Raw genomic sequence first — 17,650 nt, forward strand, 5'->3', positions numbered from 1 at the left:
TTAATTAATATCAGAATTATTATTATTAGTATCATTAACATTTGAAATAGTTATTGGTGAATCTTCAGTTAGTGATTCTGATGAAAGAGTCGTTTCGGTTTCTGCTTCTGGTATTTGTGAAATTTTATCAAAAAATGCCATTTCTAATAGTGATTTAAATTGTTCATCAAAAAATATAGAATCGGTTTTACTTAAACGATGATATTCTTGTTCAAAATGTACTTTTAATTCATTAATTTGTTGCTTTAAATCTTTCATTTGACTATTAATATTTCCAAATTGTGATTTACTATCAGTATTAGTTAATTCAACTTGAATTATAGAATTATTTGTAATATTTATTAATTCACTAGAATTCTTTAATTGCAACTCAAACTTCTGATTACCTTCCATTTTACTTAAACTTTTACCATAAAATAATTGAATATTATGACTCTTTTTATTACGTCGTAATAATAACTGAAAATCCTTTCTACTAATAAAACAAATTGGAAACTCATCACTATGTCATAATAAACGATAATATATGCCTTTAATTTGTTCAGAAAATGGATTGGAGTAAATAGATGGTTGATTTTGACTATCTTTAATGTTTTCGGCATTATTACTTAATGTTTCCAACTCACTTTCCAGTTCAATCTGATTTTGTTTCAATGTGTAAGTTAAATCTTCACAATATGCTTCATTGAAAAGTTTTGTATACTCTTTTTCTTGATCTTCATTATCTCAAATACAGTAAGGAATAATCAATAAATCAGGCTTATCAGTAGTTGTTCTACCATTATAATAAGCTGAAGCTTTTATTAATTTAGCAATTTTTTTTCATCTTCGATCAGAAATGTAAGCTTTACCATTAGTTGCTTCTGTTAAAATTTTACGAAAACGAGAAATAAAATTTAATGTTTCTTTGCTTAAAGTAACAGTAGTTTCCAATTCTTTTAATCACTTTTCATATTCAGAAGTTTTAATTTGTAATTCAAGTGGAACTTTTACTTCTAAACTAGTAATACTTTCTAACATATCATTAAAATTTTCTTCATTAGTTAAACCATAAACTATCATTCTAATAATAAAACGATCAAATAAAGCTTCTAAACCTTTACCACTTTCTGGTAACTCATTGGAAGCTGAAATTAATAGTTTTAATGGTACTTTGATATCAACACCACCATTACGAAAGATTTTTTCATTAATAATAGTTAGTAATGTATTTTGAATTGAAGGGCCTGCTTTTCAAATTTCATCCAAAAAAGCAATATCAACAGCAGGCAAATATTGATCAATAATTCTTACATAGTTACCTTTTAATAAATCTTTGATTGAGATTGGTCCAAAAATTTCTTCTGGAGTAGAAAAACGATTCATTAAATATTCAAAATTTCGCCCATCATGGAGCGCATATTTAATTCGTCGTGAAATTAATGATTTAGCAATTCCTGGTAATCCTAATAAAAATATTGATTCTCCTGATAATAACGCCAAAATAGCAAGTTTAAAAACAGTTTCTTTTTCATAAACATCAGCGCTAATTACTTTAATTAATTGTTCAATTCGCTTAGAAAGTAAACTATCTGTACTCATTTATATTCTCCTTTACTTATTATTTATTCGACACTTAATTCTCTTCTTACATCATCACTTTTAACAATTAATAAACAAGCAGCAATTAATCATAAAACAGTTATTAGTAAAACAATAATCATAAATATTGGAACTTCTGCAGAAACAGTTTCATTTACTAATCCATTAACCACTAACAAAATTGTACAAAATACTTCTAAAACTATAAAATAAGCAATTGCTAAAATAATATAAACAATTGATCATCCAAACATAGCACTAGCAGTGCGACCAATCGCTACTGGTAAATAAAATATAAAATTAAATCCCAGAGTTATAATTAAAAATATATAAATTATATAAGTTGGGTTCATGTTACTACCTTTATTACTCAAAATTTGATTAACCAAATTGTTAGCTAAAAAATAAGAAAAAATTAAATGAAAACAAGAAACTGTAAGTAACAAAATACGAGCAATATTTTCCATTTTTGAACTTCAATACATTCTTTTAAATTTAATACTATCACTTAATAACGGATTATAAGTAGTAAAACGTTGTTCTTCAATATCTTTAAATGATGGATTATCATTATTTGGTTTGATAATACTATTATCAACATTTGACAATGGAGTATTTTTTAAGTCATCTTTTTTTTCTTCCATATATCTAACACCCCTTATTTTTTATTTATATTATAACTTATTTTAGGTATTAAAACTTAATAATAGTATCTGATATAAATCAAAATTATAAGTGTTCAATTTTACAAAATTATCAAATTTAAATTTATTTTTTTAAAATATAATATGGCAAAATTAAAAACAAAAAAATAATGATTTAACTTTGACCATCCAAATTTAAATAATTATTAAAAATATTTTTTAAATAAATAAGAAATTATAAATCATTATAAATCATTATATAAAATAAAACATTTTGTTGATTCACTAAAAATAATACTTAATATATTTTAAAAACAAAATACCTAATGAACATAATAACTGTTAATTATTTCACATTTTTGGATTGCATCTCAAAAATTATTATTTTTTATTTTTACTTTTAAACCAATAATTAAAAAAGTTAATGCAATAGTAAAAAATCCAAAAATTGGAGTTAAAATTATACAAAAAATAACTCCAATTTGTAATTGAACTCAATCATAATAACCATCATAATTATGAACTACTGATGAACATATATTTTCTGCAGAATGATTTAAAATATAATTTACACTCATATAATTTAATAAACTAAATCCATTTGTTATTTCTATTGTTATTTCTATAATAAGTCTTTTTTCTTTATATAATTTAAGATGTTCAAAAAAACTTTTATTAAAATTAGAAAAACCAATTAACATTAAACCAATTACCATAATTAAAATAGTTAAAATAAATAAAAATAAGGTTACTAATTTTAATTTTTTATATTTTTGCAATATCATTTATAATTTTCCTTTCAAAATAAAAACCCATTTGCTTTTATCTCAACAAACAATGGGTTAAAAACTACTATATTATTTATATTTTTTATACACAAGAATAATAACAAATTTATATTAATTTTACAATTAATAACCTATATAATTAAAACTATTTTATATAAGTAGTATGAATATTAAATTATAGTTATCAAAATTTAACCCATTTTCATAAAATCAATACTTATTTTTAAGTATTTAAATTCACTTTACTTTTAAAGTAAAATTAAAACTATGGGGCTTGGGAACATAGTCACTGCTTATCAAATCTTTTCCAATATGAAATCTAATTTTTTTAATATCATTAGTCTTAATAATATCAGTTGCCTTTAATGATAAATTATTACCATCAATATCTAAAAAAGTAAAAGCACTTAACTCATTAATTTGCACCTTTAAAGCTTTAACAAAATATCCTTTAAAAGTAGCAAGTGATTTAATAACAAAATTTCAATTAATATTTGGATCAACCGTCGAATCAGGATAATCTAATAAGAAAAAAGTAGAATTATTTTTTGCAAATTGATACATTTCTTGTCAATATTTATTTTCTAAAAAAGTTTCTAAATCACCAATATTAATATAATCATTAACATTAATATTTTCAATACTATTATTTATTGAATTTGAAAAGCCAAAATAATAACTCAATTCCTTATATTTAAAATGATTACCACTATTATCACTAGTCAATAATATATGTGGAGGACTATATTTTATTAATGATTCATCACTATCTACTGCTTCTTGTACCATACTAAAAGGAACAAAATCAATAGGATTAACTTTAAGATAATCAATAACCTCTTCAATACTTGTTGGTTTTAAATCAATGAAATCATAAACAACATTTGGATTAGAAACATATGTTATATAAAAAGGTTTTAATGGAAAATTTGAAGAATATGAATAAAGATTAACATATTCTTTGGAACTATTCACAGCATTACCAACATAATTTAATTCGGGATTATGAACTAGTTCGAAATATGGTTTAATAGTAGCTACATCATTAAAATCAATATCTGCTAAAGGAATTGTTGATATTATTGGATAAAGATGAGTATCACTAGCAAATTCTTCTTTATAATCATTAATAAATTTATTAATTTCATCTTCGATTGTTTTATAAATAACAGTATTATCAATTTTATCCGCATAATAAAAATTAGTTGGTAAATAACCATGTGTTCATTGTTCTTGCAAATAATCACTACCATTTGGAAATTTTCCTGAAACATGTTTACTAAATTTTCCTTCAAATTGATTAAACATCATAAATTTTTCATAAAATTTAGCAGTATTTTTAATTAATGCAATTACTGGTATTTTAAATTCAATAAATGAAGATTGTAACTTTAATTTTAAATCAAATTTAGTAACACCATCAGTTTTAATTAAACTCTTATCTAATTCATCATTACTATTGGGTTTATAAAAAGTGAAATCATAATTAGTAATATTAGTTGGAAAAAAACTATCTCATCAAGATTCTTTTATTAATAAATCAAAAACTTGTTTTTTTGATTCTTCTTCAAAAAATGGCAAACGTAAATTTTTATTACTACTATCAATTGGAACATCATTCATATCAACAATAATTGATTCTTCTGGAATATTTTGTTTAAAATCACCAATATTAAAAGCACTCTGCATAGCAAGAGCAATAAAAAAAGTGCTAATTGCTAAACAAATTATCATAATTAAAGAAATAGTTATTGTCAGAAAAGTTTTTTTTACTTTTACTGGTTCTACTTTACCAGTAACGTATTTAGTAATATTATTTAGTTTTCTTCAATCATCATTATCTTTCTTTTTAGCCATATATTATTCACCTAAATTTCCATTATCTAAAACTTAATTCATACATTTTAATAATACTTTTAATTAAATATTTTTTATTTTCAATAGTATTTAATCATCAATGCAAAATAGCAATTCATCATAATAAGAGTGCTATAACCGCGAAAATCAATACTGTGATTCGATAAGGACTGTCACTATAAGAAAACATAAAAAAACTAATACCAATAATTATTAAATTAACAATAGAACCAAATATTAAAAAAAATAAACAACTTAAACCAATACCTCTAATAGTTTTAGATAAAAAAACGGGTAAAATCATAATTAAAATTATAAAAGCAAATAAAACAGTAACTAACATTGCTACTACTTTTAATATTGCACTTTGAAAAACTGGTGCTGATGGTATACCAGGAAGATTAGCAACCAATTGACCAAAACCAATGCCATTAAAAAAAATCAAGCCAATTCAAAAAATTTGAATAGTTAAAATAAATATTCGCGAAAAACCATCACCAAGACTAGTAAAGTAAACTCTTGTTAAATTTAAATCTAATAATGAAGGTAAAGGAGTTTCCTTTAATTTCTTTAACTCTTTTTGACCAATAAGATTACTTGTAGTTAAAAATTGTTTATCTAATGATTTATCCATATCTTTCACCCATCCTATAAAATAATTATAATGCATTTTATTTAAAAACTATATAGTTAACTTATATCCGAATTTTAAATATATAAAATAATCAAATTATTATTTTAAAATAAATACAAACATAATTAATAATATCTATTTTTAACTACAAGTAATATGAAAAATAAACAATAATTTTCAATAATTATTGTTTATTTTAATAATGCTGAGTTATACTTGTAAGTGCAAGTAAATAAAATTGCAAAAAATTCTCATATAAAAATTTCATAATGCTAAATTTAGTTTAGAAAAAAGTAAGGAGTTTTTATATGAGTTATAAACATCTTGGCATAGATGAAAGAATTTATATTGAGAATCAATTGAAATTTAAATTTAAAATTAGTGAAATAGCTAAAAATCTTAATCGAAGTATTAGTACTATTATTCGAGAAATTAATAGAAATAAAGATAATAATCATTATTTTTCATTAATTGCACAAAATAAAGCTGAAAATCGAAAACAATCACATATTAGTTTTCATAAGTTTAAAAATAAGAATTTAGTAAAATATGTACAACAAAAATTACTATTAGGTTGATCACCTGAACAAATTTATGGCAGAATTAAAAATTTTCATAAAGAATGAGTTATTAGTTTTAAAACAATTTATACTTGAATTTATTTTGGAATGCTTGATAAAGTTACTAGTAAAAATTTAAGAAGAAAAGGTAAAAAACGAAAATCTAAAGAAAATCGTGGCAAGTTTAATGGTAAATCAATTAAAGAACGAGATATAAATGTTAATGATCGTATAACACTTGGTCATTGAGAAGGAGATACTATAGTATCATCACGAGGTAAAAGCAAATCATGTTTAATAACTTTAATTGAAAGAGTATCACGATTTACTTTAGCAATATTAGTTAAAAACAGAACTACTAAAGTTATTAATAAAAATGTCAGTTATTATTTATCAATTCTTCCTAAAAACATTGTTAAAACTATTACTTTTGATCGTGGCAAAGAATTTTCAAATTGACAACAACTTGAAAAAAATTTAGATGTAAAAATTTATTTTGCCAATCCATATTCACCTTGACAAAGAGGTACTAATGAAAATACTAATGGTTTAATTAGAGAAAAATTTCCTAAAAAATTTATTTTTTCAAAAACTAATAAAAATGAAGTTCATAAATTTATATTGTCTTTAAATCAAAAACCGAGAAAAATACTAAATTATCTTTCACCAATCGAATATTTGGATAGAAAAATAATTTAGTTGCACTTACCTTTACAATTTAGCTAATATAATATTGTTTAAATATTTTTTCGATTATATGGAGTATCCAGAAATATTTGCACTTGCTAATTTTGAGTGAGAATATGATAAATCTATTGAGATTATTTGTTTTCACTTATCAACTTCATTATTTAGATTTTCTACATTTTCATCACATACAGATTGTAATTCAATATTATCCATAATTAATATTTCTTCTTCATTATTTATATTTATTAATTCTTGTGATTTATTTGCATTATTTCTTTCTAAGTTATTATTTGATTTAAAATTAGTTCTAATTTTTTTTAAAATAAAACCTATTAAACCTCCAACTAAACAAAGAGAAAAAATAGGTAAAATTCAAAAAGACATTGAAACTAATTTATTGTTTTCAACTTGCTCTGACTCTAATTTAAATGTTGCCAATTGTTCTTGATTAAATCATGAAATTTGGTCAGGAGTAAATGCTTGAATTTGTCCTCGTTCAAATTTTGGTATTTGTTCTGGTGTAAATCATGAAATTTGATCAGATGTAAAAGAATCAATGTATGCACGACTGAATATTTGTATTTGTTCTAATGATAATGATTGAATTTGTAGTTTAGTAAAATCTGTAATCTGACTTGGTCTAAATCATGAAATTTGATCAGATGTAAATAATCTAATCTGTCATGGTGCAAATCATAAAATTTGTTTTGGACTAAATGCTTGAATTTGTTCGTTTGTGAATGATTGAATTTGTTTTAGTGTTAATGCTTGAATTTGTTCTGGTGTAAATTCTGAAATTTCCTTTTCTGTTAATGATTTAATTTTCTGACTAGTATACATTTGTAAATTCGAACGAGTCGAACGTTTTTTTTCTATTTAAACTTAATGAAGTTACTTTTATTGGTTTTAATGTAAATGTTTGAAATTGTTCTCTTTGAATTATTTTTTTGATTCTTTTATTCTTAAACTTTAAAACTTGTGCCGGTGTAAAGGCTGCAAGTTGTTTTTTAGTAAATCATGAAACTTGTTGTAAAGTAAATACTTGAATTTGTTCTTTTGTGAAATGTGGTATTTGTTCTTCTGTAAATGCTTGAATTTGTTTTTTATTAAACATTTTAATGTGTTTTTGCGTTAATAATTGTAATTGTTCTGCCGTTAGTAATTGTAGTTGTTCTTTAGAAGTCATTTCAATATTATATAAAAAATTTAATGATAATATATTTTTTAAAATTGGTTCATTGATACCATTTTCTAATGTTAATGCATTATTCACTGGTATCAATGTCTCAACATTATTGCTAATTACGATACTTAAAGATGAGTTATTAAAAATTAATAAATTATTTATCATATTTTCGCTCCTTTTTAAAAATTAAAAACTATTATTTAATAATAGTTAAATTTAAATAAAATTATATTTATTATTTAAACTATACGTGTATTTTAATATTCTTAATTTACTTAATCAATCAAAAACTTTCTTCCATAATGAGTAAAATAATTATTCATTATACCAATAAAAAAAAGAGTAAGACCTTTTACTTACTCTCTAAATTAATACTGCTTATGTTTTATTTTCTAAATGGCGGTCTTGACGGGGATCGAACCCGCGATCTCCTCCGTGACAGGGAGGCGTATTAACCACTTTACCACAAGACCGTGGTTGCGGAGACTGGATTTGAACCAATGATCTTCGGATTATGAGCCCGACGGGATACCACTTCCCCACTCCGCGATGTATAAAATTTAATAATAATGGAGGAGGCTGAGGGATTCGAACCCTCGAGCACTTGCGCACTGACAGTTTTCAAGACTGTTCCCTTCAACCGGACTTGGGTAAGCCTCCGAGTATTTAAGTATGGTGGACCCTATCGGATTCGAACCAATGCTCGCCCGGTTATGAGCCGGGAGCTTTAACCAACTAAGCTAAGGGTCCTAGACTATGGTAGCGGGGATGGGACTCAAACCCATGGCCTCTCGGGTATGAACCGAACGCTCTAATCAACTGAGCTACCTCGCCAGTTTTAGTTTAAATGTTTAACCGATATATAATGGTGGACCCTATCGGGATCGAACCGACCACCTCCTGCGTGCAAGGCAGGCGCTCTACCAAATGAGCTAAGGGCCCTTATTTAATAATGGTCGGGAAGACAGGATTCGAACCTGCGACCTCTCGGTCCCAAACCGAGCGCTCTACCAAGCTGAGCCACATCCCGATGGTGCGCCTGGCAGGACTTGAACCCACAACCTTTTGATCCGTAGTCAAACGATCTATCCAATTGATCTACAGGCGCATTTAATTACTAAAATTTATAGTAACTCATTAAATCATTAAACCTAATCAATTATAACTTATTAAAAGTAATATTTACAAGTATATTTGCAAATATTATTAATATTTTGGAGGAGCCGATCGGATTCGAACCGACGATCAAAGTTTTGCAGACTTATGCCTTAAACCACTTGGCCACGGCTCCAAATATAATTAAAAAAATTTAAAGACTTTTCAATATTACCAAGACTAGTTACTATTTGCAACTTGTTTTACAATATTATTCATAAAATATTTAAATATTTTTTTATTATTTATTTCACTAATTAAAATTTTATAAAGGTATTTATAATTAATTATTAAATTAAATAATAAAAAAAGCACAATTGTGCATTTAATTTATGGTGGAGATGGCGGGGATCGAACCCGCGTCCAAAAGTTAACTGACTAACTGTATCTACAGTTTAGTATAATTTAGAAAAATCACTATTTAATAATAAATTATACGAAATTATGAATAGCTAGTTAATGGAAATTCGAAAAAATTTATTAACATCATTTTTTCTAGTTTATCCTATGATACGTTACTAATAATGATAAACTTGCTATTAGTAACGGTAGTATTTACTTCTTAAGTAATTAAGCAGGTAAAACTGCTTGATTTCCTAAACCAAATCCAAAGTTGTTTAACTTTGTTGTGAATCAGTTAGGTACTACGGTTTTAGTTTGTTTTCCGGTTATGAAACCTCGTAGTATTATGGTCTACCAAACCACTGCCACAATTAGTTGTTCACTCCTGTCGAAACCAGAACATCCCCGCTAATATTATACATTACTTTCTACTATAAAGCAATTTTTGGTTTTCTTAAAAATTACTAATAATTCTTTCAAACTTTCATCATAAATTATAAAATCTAAAAATTAAAATTTGGCAATTTATCAATGCTATTACTAATTCAAGAATTAATGGCAAAATTATCATGAATTATTACTTTTGAAACATTTCATTGTGATAAATTTTGATCAAACGTTATTGCACCGGCAAACATAGAATGCATAGTTATTACATTTGAAACATCTCAACCCGAAATATCTTGATTAAATTTTCTTGCACCAGCAAACATACCATGCATATCTGTCACTTTATTTACATTTCAACTTGAAATATTTTGATCAAAAGCATGTGCATTAAAAAACATACCTCTCATAATTTTTACTTTTTCTACTCTTCAAACTGAAATATTCTGATTAAATGAAGTTGCATATGCAAACATATCACTCATATCTGTAACATTTGAAACATCTCAACCCGAAATATCTTGATCAAATGATGAAGCACTTTGAAACATCTGTTTTGTACTTGTTATTTCTGATGGTAACTGATCTGGCACTTTTTGAATTGTTTTTGGCATTTTAACAGCTTGAATTTCTCCAATTTTATTTTCATAAAATCCAATTTGAACAATTTCAATAGTTTTTATATCTGATAAGTCTATTTTACTAGTTGTTTGCTCTTCTCCATTACTATCAACGTAAATTGTATCTTGTTGTTGTATTATTGTATATTTATAACGATTTGATTGTCTATTTGAATTTGGTGGTTTAGGTAATAAAATCTTTGGATTAGATTGTGATTTTATTTTTTTTCTTTTTCATTTTCTTCCTCGTTTTTTGCTTCTATATCAGAAGTATACAAAATACCAGCAGTGGCTCCACCAACTAAAGTAGTACCACCAACAATTGCAGTAATAATTTTCTTTTTTTTACTTTTTTCAGACATAAAAAAACCTCTCTTAAATTCTTATTTTTTTATAATGGCATGACCATATTTTATATAATTTTATGTAGTAAAGTATTTAATATACTTAAATTTTATTTCAATTGTGATTTGTTAAAACATGATGCTTTTCTGTCACTCAATAATTTGAAGAAAATAACGTAATAAATATTAAACTAATAACAGTTAATAACGCAATAATATTACCAATATAAAACATTATTTCATTATTTAAAGTAATTAAATTATAATTAATAAAACTATCGAGTAAATCAACACTACAAGTTAAAATAGCTATACATGATGCATAAATTCCTGTGATAGGCATTAATTGTCGATAATTTCAATCTAAAACCAAACTATATATAACAAAACTGCAAATGCCAAAAGCAATATTGGATAAAATTTGTGAAATCAAAACTGCGTAAATATTAATAGTTACTAAACTAATCATAATACTTACTATATAGATTCCAAAACCAAAATATAAAGCAATATTAGCACTGAAAAAATAATATAATCATCATCCCAATAAAAAAACACCAATTACTTGTGGCAAAGTAGTAAATAAAGTTTTATAAACATGCCATCTTTGATCAATATTACTTATTTTATAATTAAAAAATTGAGAATTCATTAAATAATGCTAAATTGTAAAGGTAAGTGCAACTAAATTATTTTTCTATCCAAATATTCGATTGGTGAAAGATAATTTAGTATTTTTCTCGGTTTTTGATTTAAAGACAATATAAATTTATGAACTTCATTTTTATTAGTTTTTGAAAAAATAAATTTTTTAGGAAATTTTTCTCTAATTAAACCATTAGTATTTTCATTAGTACCTCTTTGTCAAGGTGAATATGGATTGGCAAAATAAATTTTTACATCTAAATTTTTTTCAAGTTGTTGTCAATTTGAAAATTCTTTGCCACGATCAAAAGTAATAGTTTTAACAATGTTTTTAGGAAGAATTGATAAATAATAACTGACATTTTTATTAATAACTTTAGTAGTTCTGTTTTTAACTAATATTGCTAAAGTAAATCGTGATACTCTTTCAACTAAAGTTATTAAACATGATTTGCTTTTACCTCGTGATGATACTATAGTATCTCCTTCTCAATGACCAAGTGTTATACGATCATTAACATTTATATCTCGTTCTTTAATTGATTTACCATTAAACTTGCCACGATTTTCTTTAGATTTTCGTTTTTTACCTTTTCTTCTTAAATTTTTACTAGTAACTTTATCAAGCATTCCAAAATAAATTCAAGTATAAATTGTTTTAAAACTAATAACTCATTCTTTATGAAAATTTTTAATTCTGCCATAAATTTGTTCAGGTGATCAACCTAATAGTAATTTTTGTTGTACATATTTTACTAAATTCTTATTTTTAAACTTATGAAAACTAATATGTGATTGTTTTCGATTTTCAGCTTTATTTTGTGCAATTAATGAAAAATAATGATTATTATCTTTATTTCTATTAATTTCTCGAATAATAGTACTAATACTTCGATTAAGATTTTTAGCTATTTCACTAATTTTAAATTTAAATTTCAATTGATTCTCAATATAAATTCTTTCATCTATGCCAAGATGTTTATAACTCATATAAAAACTCCTTACTTTTTTCTAAACTAAATTTAGCATTATGAAATTTTTATATGAGAATTTTTTGCAATTTTATTTACTTGCACTTACAAGTATAACTCAGCTAATAAATTAAATAAATAGTTAATCCAAAGATAATTAAAATTATTATTTTTCATTGAGAAAAAGTTTTAATTTTTTTTAAAACTATTTCATCATGCATACCCATATTTTTTGGATCTTCTCGCAAAAGAAAAGACATGAAAAAAGTCAAAATGAAAAAACACAAAGCAGCAATAATAAAATAACTGATTTTTGAAATTGTAATAGTTGAAATATTAAGCGTAAGCATATTAATTGGTATAATAATTAAACTTGCCAATAATCCCGGAACAATAAGTATAGTAAAAGTTAAAAAAGCATGTGATTTTACAAAATATTGTTCATTGAACATTAATTCATGAACTCCCAATGATGCAGTACTCATTCCTAACGCAATATTTAACAAAATCAAAGAACAAAAATTTGGTACAATTAAAACTAAACAGCAAGTAACCAAAAGTCAACTATGCATTCATCAAATATACAACTTTCTTTTTTTAAATTTTGCAGTAAAAAAAGTAGCTGGTATAGCAAAAATAATTACAGTAAACGAAATAATCACTGTAATACTAATTGCTTCAGTTACTAAATTAGTTAATGATAAAACTAAAAAATTATTAATAGCTTTTAAACTATTAATACCAAGATAAAGAAAAAAATAATAACTAATAAATAATCATTGCCACTTATTTATCTTTTGCTTAAAAAGAAAAAATAAATAAAAACTTGTAAATAAACAAAAGATTATTAAGAAAGGTAATCATATTATCATAGTTTTTTCCTTTCTTAATTAAATTATTATTTTTTGATTTGTCTTACTGCATCACGATTTTTAATGGTCTCTCTTTTATCATAATTTTTTTTACCACGAGCCAATGCTATTTCTAACTTTGCTCTACTTTTACTATTTAAATATATCATTGTTGGAACAACAGTTAAGTTTTTTTGCTTTTGTTCTTGTTGAATTTTTTTAATTTCACGAGCATTTAAAAGTAATTTTCTTTTTCTTAATGGATCAAGTATATAACTAGTAGTAAATTTATAAGTAGTAATGTTCATATTAATAATATAAGCTTCATTATTACTAAAAGTTACATAACTATCCTGTAAAGATACATTACCTAAACGAATTGATTTAATTTCAGAACCAGTCAAAACAATTCCCACTTCTAATTTTTCTAATAATTCATAATTAAAGTACGCTTTTTTATTTTTTGCAATTATTTTCATTGTTTCCACCATTATTTTCATAAACTTTATAATTAGATTATATAATAATAATTTCATAAATACTGAAATACTTACTTAAATTTGTTTTTTATTAAGAACATGCTATAATTTAATGAAGGTTAGATTAATCAATAGTTTTTCTAGCAATGATTAATGTAAAATTAAACATAAAATTAATATTTGTTGTATAGCGACCCAAGAAATAGATTTTATATTTGTTTTACGGGTTTTTGTTAATTTTATATATTAATAAACAACTGAAAGGAGTCTAAGGACATGGCAGGAGAGTTAAATACTAAACCAACAGCAGTAAAAAATAGTCAATTTTATCAAGGCGATTTGGGTTTTGATAAAAATAATAATGATAAAGTAATTATTTATAAGATTTTAACTGGTAAAAAACTTGAGGTTTGCAAAATTATTATTGATGAACAAAATCATATTTTAAAAATTTCTACGAAAACGGAAATTATTAATGAAGATGAATTTGAAATTTACACATTTGCTTTAGAAGCAGATACTGCTGATTTTATTTTAAAACTTATTGCTAAAAATCAAATTAATGCTGAAATTAATTATGCATTTATAAATAATATTGAAGATTCTTATAATATATCTGAATCAGACTCATTAGAAGAAAAAAAGAAAAAAATTAGGAAACTCTTTTAACTATTTATAAATTTCTTCTCAATTATAAACTGAACCATAACACAAAGCTTTAATTTTAAAATCATTGTTATTATTGATAATTTCTAAAATAGTTTGGGCAATAGAAATCCCTGAGGCAACTATATCATCAATAATAATAATGTTTTTTTTATTAAAAAATTTAATATATTTAGGTAATAAATGAATTTTATTAGTAATTTCCATTTGTCTTTCGCTAACTTTTAATTTATTTTCTCAAAATTTACGGTAGTTATCAACTTGGAAAATATTATTAATAAATAATATCTCATAATTTAATTTTTTTTTAATAATTTTAACTAATTCAATTATTACTAATTCTAAACTACTAACTGAAGTAGGTTTTTTTGGCATCATAATAAAATAATCTAAATTTTCAAACAAATTAAATTTTTGACCAACTTCAAATAAATTAGTTGCTAATCTTATTACAGTATCTTGTTCAATATTTACTTGCTTAATTAAGTTATAATCTTCATTAACTCATAATAAATCCGGATATTGTTTTAAGCCTGGCGATTTAAAATAATTATAATAATAGCATTCAATGTTAAGATTGCTTTGTTGAATTAATCTTTTTTGCCCTTGTATTTTCATTTTTTTACTCCATTTTTCTTTTCACTTTTATTTTTTTTAACTTTACCATTTAGTTTTATCTTTTTTCTATATTTAAAATTATTTGCTTTATACATTTTTGATGATTGATTATTATTATTTTTATCACGGTTTTTATTTTGCTGACCATTTTCTTCTAAAATAAAATCAATAGTTCTAGCAACTTTATTTGCACTTTTAACAAGAACACTGACCTTTTGACCAAGAGCATACTGTTTTCGTTTTCTTTCACCAAACAAAATCATTGCTTTTTCATTAAAAATATAATAATCATCAGTCATGTCTGAAATTCTAATTAAACCCTCAATTGTATTATCTAACTCAACAAATAATCCAAAGCCAGTTACACTAGAAATTATACCTTCAAATTTATGACCAATAAATTGCATCATGTATTCTGCTTTTTTCATTTGATCTACAGCTCGTTCACACTCTAATGCTTTTAATTCCATATTACTAGATTGCTCAGCAGCTCAATTAGTAAAACTTTGATATTTCTCAATTATTTTAGCATTTATTTCTCTTTTAACTATATATTGGCGCAATAAACGATGAACTATTAAATCAGGATAACGTCTAATTGGCGAAGTAAAATGTGTATAATAATCACTAGCAAGTCCAAAATGGCCAATACATTTATTAGTATACTGTGCTTTTTCCATACTTCTTAATAATAAAGTTGATAAAACTTGAAATGTTGGTAATTGTTTTAAAGAATTTAATAATAATTGTAAATCTTTTGAACTAATATTTGTGATTTTTGGATTTAGTTTAATGCCCATTAATTTCAGAATTGTAACCATTTGATGCATTTTTTTAGAACGAGGATGTTCATGAACACGATAAATAAAAGGTAATTTCATATCAAATACAGTTTTAGCAACTACTTCATTAGCTCTAATCATAAAACTTTCAATTAATTTTTCAGCGATATCACGAGTTCTTAAAATAATATCAGTTACTTCTCCATTGTCATTAATAATTGTTTTTGCTTCATTAATTTCAAAATCAATTACTCCAGCATCTTGTTTAAACTTTCATAAAATTTGGTGCAATTCTTTTGCTTTTAGTAACATTTCTCAAATTTGTGGATGTGTTTTAATAAAATTTGGATTTTTACCATTATATCCATCATTTACTTCGTCATAATTCATTCTTCTTGCTGATTTCATAAATGCCTGATAAATTTTATGTTTTACTGTTAAACCATTCTTATCAATTTCCATATCACAAACCATACATAAACGTTCTACTTGTTCATTTAAAGAACAAATACCATTTGATAACTGCGTTGGTAACATAGGAATAACACGATCTGCTAAGTAAACAGATGTACCGCGATTAAATGCCTCTTCATCTAAAGGACTATTTTCTGTTACATAATGACTAACATCAGCAATAGCTACAATTAAACGATAATTACCATTAGCTAGTTTAGTAACACAAATAGCATCATCAAAATCTTTAGCATCTTTACCATCAATTGTAACTAATAACTCTTTAGTCAAATCAATACGACCAATTTTATCTGATTCTAAAACTGTTACTGGCACCTTATCTGTTGCTGCTAATGTTTCAACATCAAATTGTGCTTTAATGCCAATTTCATAAATAACAGCTAAAATATCAACACCAGGATCATTAATATTACCCAATATTTTAGTAATAGTAACATTAAAAATATTTTGTTCAAAATTTTTAATTTTTGCAACAACAATATTATTTTCTAACGCTTTATCAGGATTTAAAATATTAACTTCATACTGTTGTAACTTTGCATTTTGAATTAATAATGTTTTTACTTTCGTATCTGCATTAACAATAACAGTACCAACAAGAAGATTAGTATCACGTTTAATAATTTTTAATACTACAGCCTCATCATTCTGATTATTAATTTTTACTAACTTACATAATACTTCATCATTATTTAACGCATTATTTATGTTTTTTATATTAACGTAATATTCTTCTTCACTATTTAATAATTTAACAAATCCAAATCCTTTTTTAGTAATTTGAATTTTACCAATAAATAAATTATTATTTTTTAGCATATAAAATTGTTGTTCTTTATTTTCCAAAATAATTTCACTATTTTTCAATTCTTCTAAATCAGCAATAAGTTCTTGCTGTTGATGATGATTAGTAATATTAAGTTTCACTGTTAAATCAACCGTTGATAAAGGTGTAATACTATTTTGTAACTCATTAATAATCTCTTGCTTCATTTCAATCAATCCCAACTTTATCCTAATTATATAATTAATTATAATCTATCTTTTAAAATTTATAAAAAGGCACATTTTAGTGTGCCTTTTTATAAAATAATTATCATTAATTTATAACTCCAATAGTATTAATAAGAATTCTTACTATTATTGCCATAGTAAATAACGATATACCTAATACTAAAGTGGCAATAGAAAATAACTTACTTCAACCACGTTCTTTAGTACTAGCAAATAATTCTTGATTACCCCCACTTAAAGCACCAAGTCCATTATGATTTTTTTTACCTTGTAATAAACCTAAAATTACTAATAATATAGCGATAATTAAGGCAATAATTTCAAAAGCAAAAATAATGTTTTGACTCATTTTGTCACTTCCA

At 24.3% G+C, this 17,650-nt stretch carries 18 protein-coding genes, 9 tRNA genes and 1 other RNA gene; 2 read left to right on the forward strand and 26 right to left on the reverse strand.

Annotated features, from left to right (window positions below; genetic code table 4):
* The 5 genes from AACL03_RS02110 to AACL03_RS02130 form a co-directional block, all read right to left on the reverse strand.
* Nucleotides 1-1,581 carry an AAA family ATPase gene (locus AACL03_RS02110; RefSeq protein WP_338957914.1) on the reverse strand — a complete coding sequence of 527 codons (1,581 nt, stop codon included), beginning with the start codon at nt 1,579-1,581 and terminating at the stop codon, nt 1-3.
* A gap of 23 nt (nt 1,582-1,604) precedes the next feature.
* Nucleotides 1,605-2,225, reverse strand: coding sequence for a hypothetical protein (locus AACL03_RS02115; RefSeq protein ID WP_252319172.1), 621 nt, complete (start codon nt 2,223-2,225; stop codon nt 1,605-1,607).
* Between the two features lie 323 nt (nt 2,226-2,548).
* Nucleotides 2,549-3,010, reverse strand: coding sequence for a hypothetical protein (locus tag AACL03_RS02120; RefSeq protein ID WP_338957920.1), 462 nt, complete (start codon nt 3,008-3,010; stop codon nt 2,549-2,551).
* Between the two features lie 234 nt (nt 3,011-3,244).
* Complete coding sequence (locus AACL03_RS02125; protein ID WP_339039039.1) at nt 3,245-4,870, reverse strand: hypothetical protein; 1,626 nt, start codon at nt 4,868-4,870, stop codon at nt 3,245-3,247.
* 22 nt (nt 4,871-4,892) lie between these two features.
* Complete coding sequence (locus tag AACL03_RS02130; RefSeq protein WP_338957994.1) at nt 4,893-5,504, reverse strand: hypothetical protein; 612 nt, start codon at nt 5,502-5,504, stop codon at nt 4,893-4,895.
* Between the two features lie 308 nt (nt 5,505-5,812).
* Here AACL03_RS02130 and AACL03_RS02135 point away from each other — a divergent pair, with 308 nt between their 5' ends.
* Complete coding sequence (locus AACL03_RS02135; RefSeq protein WP_339039040.1) at nt 5,813-6,763, forward strand: IS30 family transposase; 951 nt, start codon at nt 5,813-5,815, stop codon at nt 6,761-6,763.
* A gap of 54 nt (nt 6,764-6,817) precedes the next feature.
* Here the strand turns inward: AACL03_RS02135 and AACL03_RS02140 are convergent, their stop codons facing one another.
* From AACL03_RS02140 to smpB, 18 genes are all read right to left on the reverse strand, one after another.
* A complete protein-coding gene (locus tag AACL03_RS02140) occupies nt 6,818-7,594 on the reverse strand; it encodes a hypothetical protein (RefSeq protein WP_339039042.1) in 777 nt (258 codons plus the stop codon).
* A complete protein-coding gene (locus AACL03_RS02145; RefSeq protein WP_339039044.1) occupies nt 7,584-8,105 on the reverse strand; it encodes a hypothetical protein in 522 nt (173 codons plus the stop codon). Before AACL03_RS02145 ends, AACL03_RS02140 begins: the two co-directional genes overlap by 11 nt.
* A gap of 232 nt (nt 8,106-8,337) precedes the next feature.
* Nucleotides 8,338-8,413, reverse strand: a tRNA-Asp gene (locus AACL03_RS02150).
* Between the two features lies 1 nt (nt 8,414).
* Nucleotides 8,415-8,489 (reverse strand) — tRNA-Met (locus AACL03_RS02155).
* A 21-nt stretch (nt 8,490-8,510) separates the two neighbouring features.
* Nucleotides 8,511-8,600 (reverse strand) — tRNA-Ser (locus tag AACL03_RS02160).
* A 13-nt stretch (nt 8,601-8,613) separates the two neighbouring features.
* Nucleotides 8,614-8,690: transfer RNA gene (locus tag AACL03_RS02165), tRNA-Ile, on the reverse strand.
* 7 nt (nt 8,691-8,697) lie between these two features.
* Nucleotides 8,698-8,774: transfer RNA gene (locus AACL03_RS02170), tRNA-Met, on the reverse strand.
* Between the two features lie 32 nt (nt 8,775-8,806).
* Nucleotides 8,807-8,882, reverse strand: a tRNA-Ala gene (locus AACL03_RS02175).
* 11 nt (nt 8,883-8,893) lie between these two features.
* Nucleotides 8,894-8,970 (reverse strand) — tRNA-Pro (locus AACL03_RS02180).
* Between the two features lies 1 nt (nt 8,971).
* Nucleotides 8,972-9,048 (reverse strand) — tRNA-Arg (locus tag AACL03_RS02185).
* A 107-nt stretch (nt 9,049-9,155) separates the two neighbouring features.
* Nucleotides 9,156-9,231 (reverse strand) — tRNA-Cys (locus AACL03_RS02190).
* Between the two features lie 197 nt (nt 9,232-9,428).
* Nucleotides 9,429-9,844, reverse strand: a transfer-messenger RNA (tmRNA) gene (gene ssrA / locus AACL03_RS02195).
* Between the two features lie 96 nt (nt 9,845-9,940).
* A complete protein-coding gene (locus tag AACL03_RS02200) occupies nt 9,941-10,438 on the reverse strand; it encodes a BspA family leucine-rich repeat surface protein (protein ID WP_338957998.1) in 498 nt (165 codons plus the stop codon).
* A 224-nt stretch (nt 10,439-10,662) separates the two neighbouring features.
* A complete protein-coding gene (locus tag AACL03_RS02205; RefSeq protein ID WP_286642118.1) occupies nt 10,663-10,806 on the reverse strand; it encodes an MspA/MspB/MIB-like signal-anchor domain-contatining protein in 144 nt (47 codons plus the stop codon).
* 85 nt (nt 10,807-10,891) lie between these two features.
* Nucleotides 10,892-11,335, reverse strand: coding sequence for a hypothetical protein (locus AACL03_RS02210; RefSeq protein ID WP_338980421.1), 444 nt, complete (start codon nt 11,333-11,335; stop codon nt 10,892-10,894).
* Between the two features lie 137 nt (nt 11,336-11,472).
* Nucleotides 11,473-12,423, reverse strand: coding sequence for an IS30 family transposase (locus AACL03_RS02215; protein WP_339038665.1), 951 nt, complete (start codon nt 12,421-12,423; stop codon nt 11,473-11,475).
* Between the two features lie 103 nt (nt 12,424-12,526).
* A complete protein-coding gene (locus AACL03_RS02220) occupies nt 12,527-12,856 on the reverse strand; it encodes a hypothetical protein (RefSeq protein WP_339039047.1) in 330 nt (109 codons plus the stop codon).
* A 446-nt stretch (nt 12,857-13,302) separates the two neighbouring features.
* Nucleotides 13,303-13,734, reverse strand: a complete 432-nt coding sequence (gene smpB / locus AACL03_RS02225) for an SsrA-binding protein (RefSeq protein ID WP_252320720.1) — start codon at nt 13,732-13,734, stop codon at nt 13,303-13,305.
* A 276-nt stretch (nt 13,735-14,010) separates the two neighbouring features.
* Here smpB and AACL03_RS02230 point away from each other — a divergent pair, with 276 nt between their 5' ends.
* Nucleotides 14,011-14,403, forward strand: a complete 393-nt coding sequence (locus AACL03_RS02230; protein WP_174480342.1) for a hypothetical protein — start codon at nt 14,011-14,013, stop codon at nt 14,401-14,403.
* Here the strand turns inward: AACL03_RS02230 and AACL03_RS02235 are convergent, their stop codons facing one another.
* The 3 genes from AACL03_RS02235 to secG all read right to left on the reverse strand — a co-directional run bounded on the left by AACL03_RS02235 (nt 14,404) and on the right by secG (nt 17,637).
* Nucleotides 14,404-15,018: a hypothetical protein gene (locus AACL03_RS02235; RefSeq protein ID WP_338958013.1), complete on the reverse strand. Its 615-nt coding sequence runs from the start codon at nt 15,016-15,018 to the stop codon at nt 14,404-14,406.
* Nucleotides 14,991-17,267 (reverse strand): ribonuclease R, encoded by a 2,277-nt coding sequence (gene rnr, locus AACL03_RS02240; RefSeq protein WP_338958016.1) that lies wholly within the window; start codon nt 17,265-17,267, stop codon nt 14,991-14,993. The genes AACL03_RS02235 and rnr overlap by 28 nt, the downstream gene beginning before the upstream one ends.
* A 106-nt stretch (nt 17,268-17,373) precedes the next feature.
* Nucleotides 17,374-17,637, reverse strand: a complete 264-nt coding sequence (secG, locus tag AACL03_RS02245) for a preprotein translocase subunit SecG (protein WP_174480339.1) — start codon at nt 17,635-17,637, stop codon at nt 17,374-17,376.
* Nucleotides 17,638-17,650: the final 13 nt, after the last annotated feature.

It is taken from the genome of Spiroplasma endosymbiont of Andrena trimmerana (genome assembly GCF_964019575.1).
GTDB lineage: Bacteria > Bacillota_I > Bacilli_A > Mycoplasmatales > VBWQ01 > Spiroplasma_E.